The organism is Sphingosinicellaceae bacterium, from assembly GCA_019285715.1.
Taxonomy (GTDB): Bacteria; Pseudomonadota; Alphaproteobacteria; order Sphingomonadales; family Sphingomonadaceae; genus Glacieibacterium.
This window is the reverse complement of the sequence record CP079108.1, coordinates 612,974-626,567: the sequence shown is the minus strand read 5'-3', so window position 1 is coordinate 626,567 and position 13,594 is coordinate 612,974. Positions and strand designations below refer to the sequence as shown.

Sequence of the window (13,594 nt, the reverse complement as noted above, 5' to 3'; positions counted from 1 at the left end):
GGTTTTCGATGGAGCGAGTTAAAGCATAGCCGCTCGGAACAGGCCCGTTCTTCTTTCATTCTCCTGCAATTAAAGCTGTGGATAAGTCTGTGTAGACTTAACGCGCTACCGGTTTACGAATCGTTACCCGCGGTCGGGTCACTGGCTCGACGGCCAGCTTGCGGTCGGCCTCGCCGTTCGATCCCGGCGCGACGCCGAGCACGGCCAAAGTCTCGCTGCGGCCCGCAGCATGCGCGACCTGCCGGGCCGGGCGTAGCCCCGCCGCAGCGATAAGGACCATCAGGAAGATTGCTGCCAGACCCGTAAGTCCGGCGCGAACGCGTTGCATTGACCCTCACCGACCCGCATCCGGGACCCTGCCCCCAAGGTCTCGTCCAGGCTTTCTATTGTGACAAGATAGTCACTCCTCGCGATTATGTCGAGCCGTGGCCAAAAAGCGATAAGGCGGCCTAAACGCGCCAGGGCGGTGCAGCGATGCCCTTGGCCGCGCACCAGGCCGGGTCGAACAGGGTCGACAGGTACCGCAGTCCGCTGTCGCAAAGGATCGTCACGACGGTGCTGCCGGGGCCGAGATGTCGCCCCAGCCGGACCGCGCCCGCGACGTTGATCCCCGACGACAAGCCGAGGCACAGCCCCTCCTCCGCCAGCAGCCGGTGGACCCACGGCAGGCCCTCGCTGTCGGGAACCCGGAACTGGGTGTCGGGGGTGAAGCCTTCGAGATTGCCGGTGATGCGGCTCTGCCCGATGCCCTCCGACACCGACGAGCCCGTGCCGGTAAGCTCGCCATGGTCGTAATAGTCGAACAGCGCCGCACCCTCGGGGTCGGTCAGCGCGATGCAGATGTCCGCCCGCTGCGCCTTCAGCCCGAGGCCGACGCCCGCCAAAGTACCGCCCGTCCCGACCGCGCAGGTGAAGCCGTTCACCAGCCCCTCGGTCTGCGCCCAGATCTCCAGCGACGTGGTCTTGATATGCGCGAGGCGATTGGCGGTGTTGTCGAACTGGTTGGCCCACACCGCGCCCGGCATCTCCTCTGCCAGCCGCCGCGAGGTGTGCACATAATGGTAGGGCGACGAGTATTTCGCCGCCGGCACCAGCACCAGCTCGGCCCCGAGCGCCCGCAGCGTATCCTGCTTCTCCTGGCTCTGGGTGTCGGGCATCACGATGATGGTCTTGTAGCCGCGCGCATTGGCAACGACGGCGAGCCCGATGCCGGTGTTGCCCGCGGTGCCCTCGACGATGGTACCGCCAGGCGCGAGCACGCCGCGCGCCTCCGCGTCCTCGATGATGTACAGCGCCGCGCGGTCCTTGACCGACCCGCCGGGATTGAGGAACTCGCACTTGCCGAGAATGGTCGCACCGCTCGCCTCGCTCGGGCCGCGGAGATTGACGAGCGGGGTGTTGCCGATCAGGGCGGTGACGTCGGGGGGCACGGTCATGGAGCGGACTTAGTGGCGGCGCGCCCGGCTCACAAGCAAGCGATGCTTGGGAAGGTCGAAGGTGGGGGCGGGTCCGGCGCGTCGCCCACGACCCTACTCCGTGTTGTCATCCCGGCGAACGCCGGGACCCAGCTTCCTTCCGCGCTCGGAGCCTCGGAGGCAACTGGGTCCCGGCGTTCGCCGGGATGACAATGCGGAGCCGCTACCCTATCCCCGGTTCATGCGGCTCATCCGGCCCCTTGCCATCGCCCTCGTCCTCGCCGGCTGCGGCTCCGGCGGCAGCGACCGCACGGCGACCCTGCGCGCGGACGTCGTCGGCGACCTGTCGGATCCGTCGTCGCCGCCCCGCCTGGCGCTGACCGCGTCGACCCAGCTCGGGTTGGTCCAGTTCGACGACAAGGGCCAGGTCGTGCCGGGCCTGGCGGCAAGTTGGCGGGTCGTCGACCAGGGGCGCAGCCTGATCTTCCGCCTGCGCGACGCCAAGTGGTCCGACGGGCGCGTCCTCAAGGCCGGCGATGTGGTGCAGGTGTTCCGGCGCATCGTCGCCCCCAGCAGCAACAACCCGCTCAAGGCGCTGTTCGCGGGCATCGACAACGCCCCCGCAGTAATGACCGGGCAGGCGCCCGCGTCGCTGCTCGGCGTCAATGCGCCGCTGGACGACGTCGTCGAGGTGCGCCTTTCGACCCCCGATGCCGGGATGCTGGCGCTGCTCGCGTTGCCTCAGGCCGCCATCGTGCGCGGCGAGAGTCGGCCGCCCGCCATCGGCGCGTTCACCCTGCCCGACCCGGGCACCCGCCCGCTCGGGCTGGTCCGCAACACGCGCTATTTCGACGCCGCCGACACGCGCCTCGGCAAGGTCGTGCTGACCGCCGCGCCGGATGCGACCAATGCCGTCGCGCGCTTCCTCCGCGGCGATACCGACCTCGTCATCGGCGACGGCATCGCCGGGCTGGTGCAGGCCCGCGCCCTCGCGCCGCGCGGCAGCCTGCGCATCGAGCCGACCTGGGGCGTCTATGGCTATGCCGCCAACTTGCGCAGCGGCCCGCTGGTCGACCCGCGCGTCCGCCGCGCGCTGGCAATGGCGATCGACCGCGACGCGCTGGTCCGGGGCGTCTTCAACCTGCCCGCGGTCATCCCCCTGGTCTCGCTGGTGCCGCCCGATGCGGGGAGCGGCAGTGCCGGCGACAGCGGCGGCGCGCCGGTGCCCGACTGGGCGAGCCTCGACCTCGGCGCGCGGCGCGCGCTCGCGGCCCAGTTGCTCGGCGCTGCGGGCTACGGCCCGGCGAACCCGCTTCACCTGACGATCAGCGTGCCGCCCGGGCCCGAGCATCTGCAGGTGGTGGCCGCGGCGGCCCGCGACTGGGCGCCGCTCGGGGTCGTGGCGACCGCGGTGGCGCGTTCGACCGCCGCGCAGCGCGTTGCCCTTGCGCGCGGCGACTTCACGCTGGCGCTGGTGGAGCGCGTCGCCCCGGCGGGCCAGCCGCTGTTCTTCCTGCGCCCTCTGACCTGCGCCGGCAGCGGTGGTGCCTACTGCAACCCGGGCGCTGACGCCCTCATCGACAGCGCCCGCGGCATGGCCGACGACGACGCCCGCGCCGCCGCCTTCGCCCATGCCGAGACCGCGATGCTGTCCGACACGCCGATGATCCCGCTGTTCGTACCGGTGCGCTGGGCCCTGGTCGGGCGCGGGGTCAGCGGCTGGTCCGACAACCAGGGCGGCCAGCACCCGTTCGCGGCGCTCGACAAGAGCCGCTGATTGACGTTTTGGAACCGATATGGTACATTAGTCGCCGAACTACAGCCGCGAGGACGAGCCTTGACGAACTTTCAAACTTGTCAGTCCGGCAAACGCCGGAACCCAGCTACATCACGCGCTCTTAACTCGGAGCGCCGGGGGCAACTGGGTTCCGGCGTGCGCCGGAATGACAGGTCTGGCCGGCGCAACGGCAGCGCCGACGATCGTTCCCCATGCAAATGATATGACCCGAATTATATGTTCTAAGCGTCCTGTTCCTACCATTTGCACAGAAAACCACGTCGAGGCCCCTGGGAGTTGAATGAAATGTCCGCCGACCCGATCGTCATCGTCGCTGCCCGCCGTACCCCGATGGGCGGTTTCCAGGGCGCGCTTGCCGGCCTGACCGCGAGCCAGCTCGGCAGCGCGGCGGTACGCGCCGCCCTCGCCGATACCGGCCTGCCGGGCGAGGCGATCGACCGCGGCATCATGGGCTGCGTGCTCGGCGCGGGCCAGGGCCAGGCCCCGGCGCGGCAGGCGATGCTCGGCGCCGGGCTGCCGCAGTCCGTGGCGTCGGTGACGGTCAACAAGATGTGCGGCAGCGGCATGCAGGCGGCGATGGACGCGCACGATGCGCTCGCCGCCGGGTCGGCCGACATAATCATCGCCGGGGGCATGGAGAGCATGACCAACGCGCCCTACCTGCTGCCCAAGGCGCGCGGCGGCTTCCGCATGGGCCACGGCGAGATCAAGGATTCGATGTTCCTCGACGGCCTCGAGGACGCCTACGAGCCCGGCCGCCTGATGGGCAGCTTTGCCGAGGATTGCGCCCGCGACTACCAGTTCAGCCGCGCCGCGCAGGACGAGTGGGCGATCCGCTCCACCACTCGCGCGCAGTCCGCCATTGCCGATGGCCGCTTCGATGCCGAGGTCGTCGGCGTTGCCACCAAGGCCGGCGAAATGGTCCACGACGAGCAGCCCGGCAAGGCCCGCCTCGACAAGATCCCGACGCTGAAGCCCGCCTTCGCCAAGGACGGCACCGTCACCGCCGCCAACGCCTCGTCGATCAGCGACGGCGCGGCAGCCCTCATCATGATGCGCGAAAGCACCGCGAAGGCGCATGGCCTCACTCCGCTGGCGCGCATCCGCGGCCACGCCGGCCACGCCCAGGCACCATCGCAGTTTGCCACCGCGCCGGGGCCGGCGATCCGGAAGCTGCTCGAGCGCACCGGGCTGGCGGTCGCCGACATCGACCTGTGGGAAATCAACGAGGCGTTCGCGGTTGTTCCGATGGCGGCGTCGCGCGACCTCGGCATCGACGAGGCCCGCATCAACATCAGCGGCGGAGCCTGCGCGCTCGGCCACCCGATCGGCGCGAGCGGGGCGCGCATCCTGGTGACCCTGCTTCACGGCCTCCGCCGCACCGGGGGCAGCCTTGGGATCGCGAGCCTGTGCATCGGCGGCGGGGAAGCCACGGCGATGGCGTTCGAGATTGTCGCGTGACAGCCGCGGTCGGCCGGAACTAGCGCCTAAGTCGTTGGTTTGGCGTTAGAGGGGCTGCTTTAGAGAGTTTCAAAGTGACGAACGAGATCGATCCTGTTCACGATGTCTGGTCAGCGGCGCGCGGCGTCAACCTGACCGGCCGCCGCGTACTCGTTGTCGAGGATGAGGTTCTCGTCGCGATCACCATTGCCGCCGAAGTCGAGGTCGCAGGCGCGAAGGTCGTCGGTCCGGCGTTCTCGGTCGAGGAGGCCCTCGCGCTGGCCGACAATGAGCCGATCGACGTCGCCGTCCTCGACATCAACTTGCTTGGCGAGAAGGTCTGGCCGGTCGCCGAGGCTTTGCGCAAGCGCCGGGTGCCCTACGTGTTCGCCAGCGCCAACGCGATGGGAGCCGAGGCCGTGCCCGAGCCCTATGCCGCCGCGCCGCGCTTCGACAAGCCGATCCCGATCCGCGCGATGCTCAACACGCTGGTCGAACTCGCCGCCTAGGCTCTGACGACGAAGTGCGGCGGGTTGGCCTCGAGCCGCCAACCGCGCTCTGCCGCCAGCGCCGTGACCTCGGCGACCGCGGCCGGGTCGTCTGCGACCAGCTCGATGGTCGCGCCCGGCCCGGCCTCGCGCACCGCCCGCGCCAGCCGCAGCGCTGGCCAAGGACATCGGAGACCTCGGGCGTCGACACTTATGACAGGCTGGCCGGGCATCGCCGCCTCCCCTAGCATGGCCTGAAAGACTATGGGGAGAGACGCATGCAGATGTTCGCCGAAGGCCTGCTCAAGGGGCAGAAGATCCTGATCACCGGTGGCGGGACTGGCCTCGGCCGCGGCATGGCGGAGGCGTTCATGACGCTGGGTGCGGAAGTCGTGATCTGGGGCCGCCGCGGCGCTGTGCTCGAGACTGCCGCGAAGGAGATGCGCGAGGCGACGGGCGGCACCTGCACCCCGATGGCAGTCGACATCCGTAACGGCGCGGCCATAGACGAGGCGATGCAGACGGTGTTCGACGCCGGGCCGCTGACGGGGCTCGTCAACAACGCCGCGGGCAACTTCATCTCGCCCACCGAGGACCTGTCGCCCAACGCCTTCAACGCCATCGCCAGCATCGTCGCTGCCGGCACCTTCAACACCACGGTCGCGGCCGGCAAGCGCTGGATCGAGGGCGGCCTCAAGGGCTCGATCGTCTCGATTGTCACGACCTGGGTGTGGACCGGTGGCCCCTTCACTGTACCGAGCGCGATGTCGAAGGCCGGCGTCGCCGCGATGACGATGAGCCTCGCGCAGGAGTGGGGTCCCAAGGGCATCCGCGCCAACGCCATCGCGCCCGGCCCCTTCCCGACGAAGGGTGCGTGGGAGCGCCTGATGCCCGCGCCGCTCGCCAAGAAGACCGGTGCCGGCACCGGCTCCGACAGCATCCCGCTGCGCCGCATGGGCGACTACCACGAGCTCAACAACCTCGCGGTGTTCCTTCTGAGCGGCCAGTGCGACTACCTCACCGGCGCCGTCATCCCCATCGACGGCGGGCAATGGCTGGCTTCGGGCGGCAACTTCCACAGCCTCAGCGCTCTCGACAAGGACGACTGGAGCACGATCAAGCAGTCGATCCAGGCGACCAACGCCAAGGATCGCGGGGAGCGAACGGCTTAGAAGGTCGGTGACGGCGGGCGGCGCCCCAATCTCGGACGCTCAGCCTGGCGATCCGCAAACCCTCGCCAAAGCGGTGGTCCCGCCACGTGTTCGTAGAATGTAGGGGAGCGATCCTTGAAGGTAGATGAAATTGGCCGGAGGACGGTGTTGTCTGGTCTCGCCGCGGGCATGCTGACATCCGCGCTACCAGCGGTTGCCGTCGTACCTGCAAATCCCTTTGCCGAACTGGAGCGCCTTCATGGCGGTCGTCTCGGTGTATATGCCATCGACCTTTCAAGCGGCCATTTTGTGGCGCACCGAGCAGGCGAGCGGTTCAAACTTCAAAGCAGTTTCAAGGGTCTGCTTACGGCCATGATGCTGCACCAGGTGGCAACGGGTCGTGACCGGCTTGACGCGCCAGTCCGCTACAGCCCGGCCGATCTTCTGAACGCTTCACCCGTCACGACGGAGCATGTTGCCGCCGGCACGATGACGGTCGGTGAACTGTGCGCAGCTACTATGGCGACTAGCGACAATGCCGCCGCCAATCTTCTCATGCGGCGGATGGGCGGACCCTTGGCGGTAACGGCCTATCTGCGGAGCATCGGCGATCGAACTACCCGCGTCGACAATTATGAAGGCCCGCAGCTGGCAACGGCGCCTTTTCCGGCCGACACCACCACTCCCGCTGCGGTCACGTCGACGATCCGTCGCATCTTGGCCGGCCCCATTTTGCCCGAGCCGGAGCGCCGTCAATGGGAAGCGTGGATGGCAAGCAACAAAGTCGGCCGCTCCCGGCTGCGAGCCGCCTTTCCAGCGAAATGGGAATCCGGCGATCGCACCGGTACCGGCGATGGCATCTGTAACGACTATGCTTTCGCCCGCCGGCCTGGCCGCTCACTACTTTTGATCGCTGCCTATTACGCAGCGCCCGCCATGGAACTGGCAGCGCAGGAAGCCGTGATAAGGGAGGTAGGAAGGATCATCGTAGACTGGCAGCGATAGATAGTATTGCCTGACATCCTGACCAAGACGATCGGGGCAAGGCGTCGGGCCTTTTCAACAGTCTCGATCGTTTTAGGAAAAGGCGGTAGCCCACCGGCAACGTCGGCTAGGCGCCTCCCCCTCCCCGAGAGCGGACGGTCGCCTTTCCACCGACTAGGGACACTTGCGGCGCCCGCCTAGTCGCCCTTTACCGGCACCGAGCTCACCGCGCTCGCCATCTCCAGCATGCGGTCGAGCGGCAGCTTGGCGCGGACCCGGATCGCCTCGGGTACGATGATTTCCGGCTTGAGGTCGCGCAGGCACAGGTACAGCTTCTCGAGCGTGTTCAGCGCCATGTACGGGCACATGTTACAGTTGCAGTTGCCGTCCGCACCCGGCGCTCCAATGAACAGCTTGTGCGGCGCCTTGAGCTGCATCTGGTGGATGATGTTCGCCTCGGTGGCGACGATGATCACCTGCGCCGGCGACTTGATCGACCATTCGAGGATCGCCGTCGTCGACCCGACGAAGTCCGCGTGGTCGAGAATATAGCCCGGGCACTCGGGATGCGCGGCGACCGGCGCGCCGGGATTGAGCGCGATCAGCTTGAGCAGCTCGGTCTCCGAGAACGCCTCGTGGACGATGCAGCTGCCGTCCCACAGCAGCATGTCGCGCCCGGTCTTGCGGTTCAGGTACGCGCCGAGATGCTTGTCCGGGGCGAAGATGATCTTCTGGTCGGCGGGCAGCTGGGCGATGATCTTCTCCGCCGACGACGAGGTCACGATGATGTCGCTGTGCGCCTTCACCGCCGCCGAGCAGTTGATGTAGGTCAGGCTGATGTGGTCCGGGTGGGCGTTCCGGAACGCGCCGAACTCGTCGGGCGGGCACGAATCCTCGAGGCTGCACCCCGCCGCCATGTCGGGCAGCACCACGGTCTTCTGCGGGCTGAGGATCTTTGCAACCTCGGCCATGAAGCGCACGCCGCAAAACGCGATGACGTCGGCGTCGGTCGCCGCCGCCTTGCGGCTCAGGTCGAGGCTGTCACCGACGAAGTCCGCGAGATCCTGCAGCACCGGGTCCTGGTAATAATGCGCCAGGATGACGGCGTTCTTGTCCTTCCGCAGTCGCTCGATCTCCGAGCGGAGGTCGAGGCCAGTCGGGTTACCGCCGAGCAGTGCGATACGTGCGTCCATGAGCCTAGCCCTGCCCCGCGATGTGAACCACGACCTTGGCGTCGATGCCGGCCGCTGCGAATGGCAGCGCGAAGGTCCGCGCTACCGCCTCGGTCGTGGCCTTGTCGGCCATGCCGAGGAGAACCGGCGCCTGCGCCTCGGTCAGCATTTCCTTGACCGCCCGGCTGCGGTTGGAGGCGTCGAAGCTCGCCTCCGCATCGGTCAGCGCGAACAGCACCGCGCCGTCCTTGAACTCGCGGATGCGCGTCAGATCGATAGCCGGTTCGCTGACTGTCGGCCGCGGCACGGTGACGGTCAAAGTCTTGGTGGCGGCGTCCCACACGAGGTCGTTCTTGGACACCCGGTTCCAGTCGAGCTCGTAACGCACGGTGCCGGGCACGATCAGCGTCTTCTTGGCAGTGAAGATGCCGAGGCGGGTTTGCTCCGAGGTCACCGCGACGTTGAAGCCGGCAGCGAACGACGTCAGGCGATTTTGGGCCTGGACGCTGCGCAACGAGGTCGCAGCGATCGTCTGAGGATCGACCCCACGCCCGAACAGGCTGGTCAGCGATGTGCCGAGCAGCGCCACAATCAGCCCGCCCGCCACGAGACCCGCCAACACTCCAAGTAGAACCGCCCGCCACTTCATGCCGCCAGCCTCCAGTCGTCGCCACTCTGCGCCACCAGCCCCCGCGTCCTGAGGTCGATGAGGTGCGCCAGTACCGAACGCCCGGCGGCGGGATGCAGGCGCGGATCGACACCGACGTACATGGTCGCGACCAGCGCCGGGACGGCCTTCTCGCCCTCGCCGAGTAGCCGCAGGATCTGGCCCTCACGCTGCTTGCGGTGGCCGATCAGCCCGCGCACGAAGCGCTGCGGCTCCGTCACCGGCGCGCCGTGGGTCGGGTAATAGATGCGGTCGTCGCGGTCGGTGAGCAGCCGCAAGCTTGCGATGTAATCCGCCATGTCGCCGTCGGGCGGTGCGACGACGGTCGTCGACCAGCCCATGACGTGGTCGCCCGAAAATAATGCCTGCTCCTCGGCGAGAGCGAAGCACAAATGGTTGGAAGTATGCCCCGGTGTGGCAATTGCGGTTAGTGTCCAGCCCGGACCGGCAACACTCTCGCCGTCCGCGAGCACCCGGTCTGGGGCGTAGTCGGGGTCGAAGCCCGCATCCGCGCGCGGCCCGTCGTCCGACAGCACGAGCGGCACGCAGCCGACGATCTCGGCGCCGGTCGCGGCCTTGATCGCGGGCGCGGCGGGAGAGTGGTCGTTGTGCGTGTGGGTGACGAGGATGTGGCTCACCGTATGTCCCTCGACCGCGCGCAGCAGCGCCTCGATGTGGGACTCCCGAGCCGGACCCGGATCTATGATCGCGACCGTGCCGTTGCCGACGATGTACGTCCCGGTCCCGGTGTAGGTGAACGGCGAGGGGTTCCGTGCCAGCACCCTGCGGACCAACGGCGACACCACCTCCGACACCTCGTAGGGTGCGGCATCGATCAGGGCTTGCGGGTCGCTCATGCCACCGCATGTGGCAGTGCGGGCGGCGAAAGTGAAGAGTGCGGCGGCACTGCACCGCCGTCCGCATTGCGTTCCTTCACTCCGCACGCCTAAGGTGCGGGTCTGCCTGGGGAGGCCGATCATGAGCGAGATTTTCGACTATATCATCGTCGGCGGTGGCAGTGCGGGGTGCGTCCTCGCCAATCGGCTCTCGGCGGACCCGGGCAACCGGGTGTTGCTGCTCGAGGCGGGCGGCGACCATAATGCCACGATGATCGACATGCCGGGCGGACTCGTCTCGATCATCCCGCCCGAGAAGGACAGTCCCTACGACTGGGGCTTCTGGACGACACCGCAGGCCGAGATGGGTGGCCGCCGGATGTACTGGCCGCGCGGCCGGGTGCTCGGCGGCAGTTCGTCGATCAACGGCATGGTCTACATCCGCGGCCATTCGAGCGACTACGACCGCTGGGCGCAGCTTGGCCTGACCGGCTGGGGCTGGGCCGACGTGCTCCCCTATTTCCGCCGGGCCGAGCACAGCGAGCGTGGCGGCTGCGACTTCCACGGCGAGGGCGGTCCGCTCCACACCTCGAACCGTGGCCTGCCCCACGTCCTCAACGAGGTCTTCATCGAGGCTGCCGTCGAGGCCGGCTACGACCGCACTGAAGATTTCAACGGGGCCCGCTTCGAGGGCGCCGGCCTGTACGATTCGACCATCAAGGGCGGTAGCCGCTGGTCGGCGGCGCGCGCCTATCTCGACGCCGCCAAGCCGCGCGCGAACCTCGAGATTCGCACCGGGGTCCAGGTCGAGCGCGTCACCTTCAAGGGCAAGCGCGCCACCGGCGTCGCCTACACCGTCAAGGGCAAACCCCAGGCGGTGGCGGCGCGCGAGGTCATCCTGTGCGGCGGCGCGGTCGCCTCGCCGCAACTCCTGATGCTGTCGGGCATCGGCCCCGCCGGGCATCTGAAAGACCTCGGCATCGCGGTCGTCCACGACGCGAAGGACGTCGGCGGCAACCTGCAGGACCACCTCGACATGATCGTCCAGTGGAGCTGCACCCAGCCGATCACGCTCAACGGCAACGCGGCCTTCCATCGCAAGCTGGTTGCGCTGTTCAACTGGCGCTTCAAGAAGGCCGGCAATGCCGCCTTCATGCCGACCCCGGCGGGCGCGTTCTTGTCGACCCGCGAGGGACTGGCGGCACCCGACGTCCAGATCCATTTCATGCCGGTGCGCGGCCGCGCCCACGGCGCCGGCACGATGTCGGCCGAGCATGGCTACCAGATGCACGTCTGCCAGCTCCGCCCCGAGAGCCGGGGCACGATCCGGCTGACTGCACCGAACGCTGCGACGCCCCCTGCGATCGACCCGCGCTACTTCACGGCGCGCGAGGACGTCGAGACCCTGACCGCCGGCGTCCACATCGCGCGCAAGATCGGCAATTCGCCCGCCTTCGACCCCTACCGCAAGGCCGAACTTTGGCCGACCGAAGCGGTCGCCGACAACCCCGCGGCGCTGCTATCGGCGATGCGCGAGTGGGGCGAGACCATCTACCATCCGGTCGGCACCTGCCGCATGGGCGTCGACGATGCCGCGGTCGTCGACGGCTCGCTCAGGGTCAACGGCGTCGAAGGGCTGCGAGTGGTCGACGCCAGCGTCATGCCCTATCTCGTCAGCGGCAACACCAACGCGCCGACGATCATGATCGCCGAAAAGGCCAGCGACATGATCCTGGCACAAGCAAAGCAGGCCCTTGCCGCATGACTGCCCAGCCCTTCACCGTCCCCGTTGCCGAGGCCGAAGCGGCGTGGGTGCGCGAGCGCGTCGCCGCCTACCGCTTCTTCGACGAGCCCAAGGGTGCGGGCTGGAAGCACGGCGCCAACCGCGCCTACATGGAGAAATTGCGGACCTACTGGCTCGAGAGCTTCGATTGGCCCTCTGCAGTCGCCAGCCTCAACCGCCATCCGCATTTCAGGGTCGAGGTCGAGCCCGGCTTCAGCCTCCACTGCATCCACCGCCGCTCGTTGCGTTCCGACGCTCGCCCGCTGCTGATCGCGCACGGTTGGCCGGGATCGGTGATGGAGTTCGATGCGATCATCGAGCGCCTCGCCGAGCCTGAGGACGGGTCGCCCGCCTTTCACGTCGTCGCGCCGTCGCTGCCCGGCTACGCCTGGTCCGACCGGCCGACCGACATGTGGGGGCCGCGGCACATCGCCGGGCTGTACGACAAGCTCATGCCGGCGCTCGGCTACGACCGCTACATGTACCAGGGCGGCGACTGGGGCTGCGTGATTGGGGGCTGGCTCGGCCTCGACAGCACGCGCCTCGATGCGCTGCACCTCAGCGGCTTCGGCCTGCGTCCGGCCAACATGAGCCCCGAGACTCCGGAAGACGTCGCCTGGCTGCAGAAGGCGATGAAGGTCCGCGACAACGAGACCGGCTACCTCCAGCTCCAGGGCACCAAGCCGCAAAGCCTCGGCTTCGCGATGATGGACTCGCCAATGGGCGTGGCGGCGTGGTTCTGCGAGAAGTTCGTCGGCTGGTCCGACGGTGGCGGCAAGGTCACCGACCCGCCCTATTCGATGGACTGGCTGCTCACCAACATCATGATCTACCTGTCGACGCGCAGCTTTGCGACGGCGACGTGGATCTACCGCGGCATGATCCTCGACGGGGGCTTCGCGATCCCCGAGGGCAGCCGCGTCGAAGTGCCGACCGGCGTTGCGGCGTTCCCGCACGACCTGCTCGCCTTCCCGGCGCGTCGCGTCGTCGAGCGCGGTTATAACGTCGTGCACTGGACGACGATGCCTCGCGGCGGGCATTTCGCCAGTCTCGAGGAGCCCGAGTTGTTCCTTGCGGATGTACGCGCCTTCGCGGCGGGGCTCTGACGACGGCGATGGAGTGGCGGGTCGAGCCGGGCCTCACGCCCTACCCGCATGCCGTCGCAACGATGGAGGCACGCGCCGCCGCTGTCCGCGACGCGGGCGGGGAAGAGCTGATCTGGCTCGTCGAGCACCCGCCGCTCTACACCGCCGGGACCAGCGCGGCCGAGGACGAACTGCTCGAGCCGTCGCGTTTCCCGGTGTTCGTGAGTGGCCGCGGCGGGCGCTACACCTACCACGGCCCGGGCCAACGCGTGGTCTATGTGATCGCCGATCTCGACAAGCGCGGACGCGACATCCGAGGCTATGTAGCGAGCCTGGAAGGCTGGGCGATCGCCGCGCTCGGACAGCTGGGCGTGACGGCCTATGCGGTGCCGGGGCGGGTCGGGGTGTGGGTCGACACAGCGGCGGGCGAAGCCAAGATCGGTGCGATCGGCGTGCGCGTTCGGCGCTGGGTCACCTACCACGGATTTGCGCTCAACGTGTCGCCCGACCTCGGACATTTCGCCGGCATCGTGCCCTGCGGACTGCCCGAGTTCGCGGTCACCAGCCTCGCCGCGCTAGACAGCACGGCAGGCCTTCCCGCGCTCGACGCGGCGCTCGCTGCGACCGTTCCGCCGCTGTTGCGCTGACAATTGTTGCGATCGTGCCGACATGCGACTAGAGTTGCAATGTTCCTCGCGCGTTGCGTACGGGCATTGGCAATATTGCGGTTTCAGGACCGCATCAATCGCGCTTGAGGGGCGCGCGATATGTGCTA

The 13,594-nt window shown here is 68.2% G+C and carries 14 protein-coding genes; 8 read left to right on the top strand and 6 right to left on the bottom strand.

Annotated elements, in window-relative coordinates; all coding sequences use genetic code 11:
• Positions 1 to 97 precede the first annotated feature (97 nt).
• Both KX816_03055 and KX816_03050 read right to left on the bottom strand, forming a co-directional pair.
• Entirely contained in the window at positions 98 to 328 is a 231-nt protein-coding gene (locus KX816_03055; protein ID QXQ07050.1) for a hypothetical protein, read from the bottom strand.
• A 121-nt stretch (positions 329 to 449) separates the two neighbouring features.
• Positions 450 to 1,436 (bottom strand): cysteine synthase A, encoded by a 987-nt coding sequence (locus tag KX816_03050; protein QXQ07049.1) that lies wholly within the window; start codon positions 1,434 to 1,436, stop codon positions 450 to 452.
• 220 nt (positions 1,437 to 1,656) lie between these two features.
• Between KX816_03050 and KX816_03045 the strand changes: the two genes are divergently transcribed.
• The 3 genes from KX816_03045 to KX816_03035 all read left to right on the top strand — a co-directional run bounded on the left by KX816_03045 (position 1,657) and on the right by KX816_03035 (position 5,162).
• On the top strand, positions 1,657 to 3,192 hold the full coding sequence (locus KX816_03045; GenBank protein QXQ07048.1) for a hypothetical protein: 1,536 nt from the start codon (positions 1,657 to 1,659) through the stop codon (positions 3,190 to 3,192).
• 306 nt (positions 3,193 to 3,498) lie between these two features.
• Positions 3,499 to 4,674, top strand: a complete 1,176-nt coding sequence (locus KX816_03040; GenBank protein ID QXQ07047.1) for an acetyl-CoA C-acyltransferase — start codon at positions 3,499 to 3,501, stop codon at positions 4,672 to 4,674.
• Between the two features lie 74 nt (positions 4,675 to 4,748).
• Positions 4,749 to 5,162, top strand: a complete 414-nt coding sequence (locus tag KX816_03035; protein ID QXQ07046.1) for a response regulator — start codon at positions 4,749 to 4,751, stop codon at positions 5,160 to 5,162.
• On the opposite strand, the gene KX816_03030 is transcribed toward KX816_03035, so the two are convergent.
• Positions 5,159 to 5,374 (bottom strand): sulfurtransferase TusA family protein, encoded by a 216-nt coding sequence (locus tag KX816_03030; protein ID QXQ07045.1) that lies wholly within the window; start codon positions 5,372 to 5,374, stop codon positions 5,159 to 5,161. The two genes, KX816_03035 and KX816_03030, sit on opposite strands and share 4 nt — an antisense overlap.
• Positions 5,375 to 5,419: 45 nt before the next feature.
• Here KX816_03030 and KX816_03025 point away from each other — a divergent pair, with 45 nt between their 5' ends.
• Both KX816_03025 and bla read left to right on the top strand, forming a co-directional pair.
• Positions 5,420 to 6,313 (top strand): SDR family oxidoreductase, encoded by an 894-nt coding sequence (locus tag KX816_03025; protein QXQ07044.1) that lies wholly within the window; start codon positions 5,420 to 5,422, stop codon positions 6,311 to 6,313.
• A 168-nt stretch (positions 6,314 to 6,481) separates the two neighbouring features.
• Positions 6,482 to 7,297, top strand: a complete 816-nt coding sequence (gene bla / locus KX816_03020) for a class A beta-lactamase (GenBank protein ID QXQ08371.1) — start codon at positions 6,482 to 6,484, stop codon at positions 7,295 to 7,297.
• Between the two features lie 176 nt (positions 7,298 to 7,473).
• Here bla and nadA read toward each other — a convergent pair whose 3' ends face one another.
• Genes nadA through KX816_03005 form a run of 3 tightly spaced genes read right to left on the bottom strand, consistent with a single transcriptional unit; the run spans position 7,474 to position 9,972 of the window.
• A complete protein-coding gene (gene nadA / locus KX816_03015; GenBank protein QXQ07043.1) occupies positions 7,474 to 8,469 on the bottom strand; it encodes a quinolinate synthase NadA in 996 nt (331 codons plus the stop codon).
• 4 nt (positions 8,470 to 8,473) lie between these two features.
• On the bottom strand, positions 8,474 to 9,097 hold the full coding sequence (locus KX816_03010) for a DUF4230 domain-containing protein (protein ID QXQ07042.1): 624 nt from the start codon (positions 9,095 to 9,097) through the stop codon (positions 8,474 to 8,476).
• Complete coding sequence (locus KX816_03005; GenBank protein ID QXQ07041.1) at positions 9,094 to 9,972, bottom strand: MBL fold metallo-hydrolase; 879 nt, start codon at positions 9,970 to 9,972, stop codon at positions 9,094 to 9,096. The genes KX816_03010 and KX816_03005 overlap by 4 nt, the downstream gene beginning before the upstream one ends.
• A gap of 121 nt (positions 9,973 to 10,093) precedes the next feature.
• Here KX816_03005 and KX816_03000 point away from each other — a divergent pair, with 121 nt between their 5' ends.
• The 3 genes from KX816_03000 to lipB are packed head-to-tail and all read left to right on the top strand — an operon-like array spanning position 10,094 to position 13,466.
• Entirely contained in the window at positions 10,094 to 11,716 is a 1,623-nt protein-coding gene (locus KX816_03000) for a choline dehydrogenase (GenBank protein QXQ07040.1), read from the top strand.
• Positions 11,713 to 12,840 (top strand): epoxide hydrolase, encoded by a 1,128-nt coding sequence (locus tag KX816_02995; GenBank protein ID QXQ07039.1) that lies wholly within the window; start codon positions 11,713 to 11,715, stop codon positions 12,838 to 12,840. Before KX816_03000 ends, KX816_02995 begins: the two co-directional genes overlap by 4 nt.
• A gap of 8 nt (positions 12,841 to 12,848) precedes the next feature.
• Positions 12,849 to 13,466, top strand: a complete 618-nt coding sequence (lipB, locus tag KX816_02990) for a lipoyl(octanoyl) transferase LipB (GenBank protein QXQ07038.1) — start codon at positions 12,849 to 12,851, stop codon at positions 13,464 to 13,466.
• The last annotated feature ends 128 nt before the right edge of the window (positions 13,467 to 13,594 follow it).

Coding starts and splice junctions, on each gene's coding strand:
- KX816_03000 (QXQ07040.1), top strand. CDS start 10,094: ATGAGCGAGATTTTCGACTATATCATCGTCGGCGGTGGCAGTGCGGGG.
- lipB (QXQ07038.1), top strand. CDS start 12,849: ATGGAGTGGCGGGTCGAGCCGGGCCTCACGCCCTACCCGCATGCCGTC.
- KX816_03005 (QXQ07041.1), bottom strand. CDS start 9,972: ATGAGCGACCCGCAAGCCCTGATCGATGCCGCACCCTACGAGGTGTCG.
- KX816_03040 (QXQ07047.1), top strand. CDS start 3,499: ATGTCCGCCGACCCGATCGTCATCGTCGCTGCCCGCCGTACCCCGATG.
- bla (QXQ08371.1), top strand. CDS start 6,482: ATGCTGACATCCGCGCTACCAGCGGTTGCCGTCGTACCTGCAAATCCC.
- KX816_03025 (QXQ07044.1), top strand. CDS start 5,420: ATGCAGATGTTCGCCGAAGGCCTGCTCAAGGGGCAGAAGATCCTGATC.
- KX816_03010 (QXQ07042.1), bottom strand. CDS start 9,097: ATGAAGTGGCGGGCGGTTCTACTTGGAGTGTTGGCGGGTCTCGTGGCG.
- KX816_03045 (QXQ07048.1), top strand. CDS start 1,657: ATGCGGCTCATCCGGCCCCTTGCCATCGCCCTCGTCCTCGCCGGCTGC.
- KX816_03055 (QXQ07050.1), bottom strand. CDS start 328: ATGCAACGCGTTCGCGCCGGACTTACGGGTCTGGCAGCAATCTTCCTG.
- KX816_03050 (QXQ07049.1), bottom strand. CDS start 1,436: ATGACCGTGCCCCCCGACGTCACCGCCCTGATCGGCAACACCCCGCTC.
- KX816_03030 (QXQ07045.1), bottom strand. CDS start 5,374: ATGCCCGGCCAGCCTGTCATAAGTGTCGACGCCCGAGGTCTCCGATGT.
- nadA (QXQ07043.1), bottom strand. CDS start 8,469: ATGGACGCACGTATCGCACTGCTCGGCGGTAACCCGACTGGCCTCGAC.
- KX816_02995 (QXQ07039.1), top strand. CDS start 11,713: ATGACTGCCCAGCCCTTCACCGTCCCCGTTGCCGAGGCCGAAGCGGCG.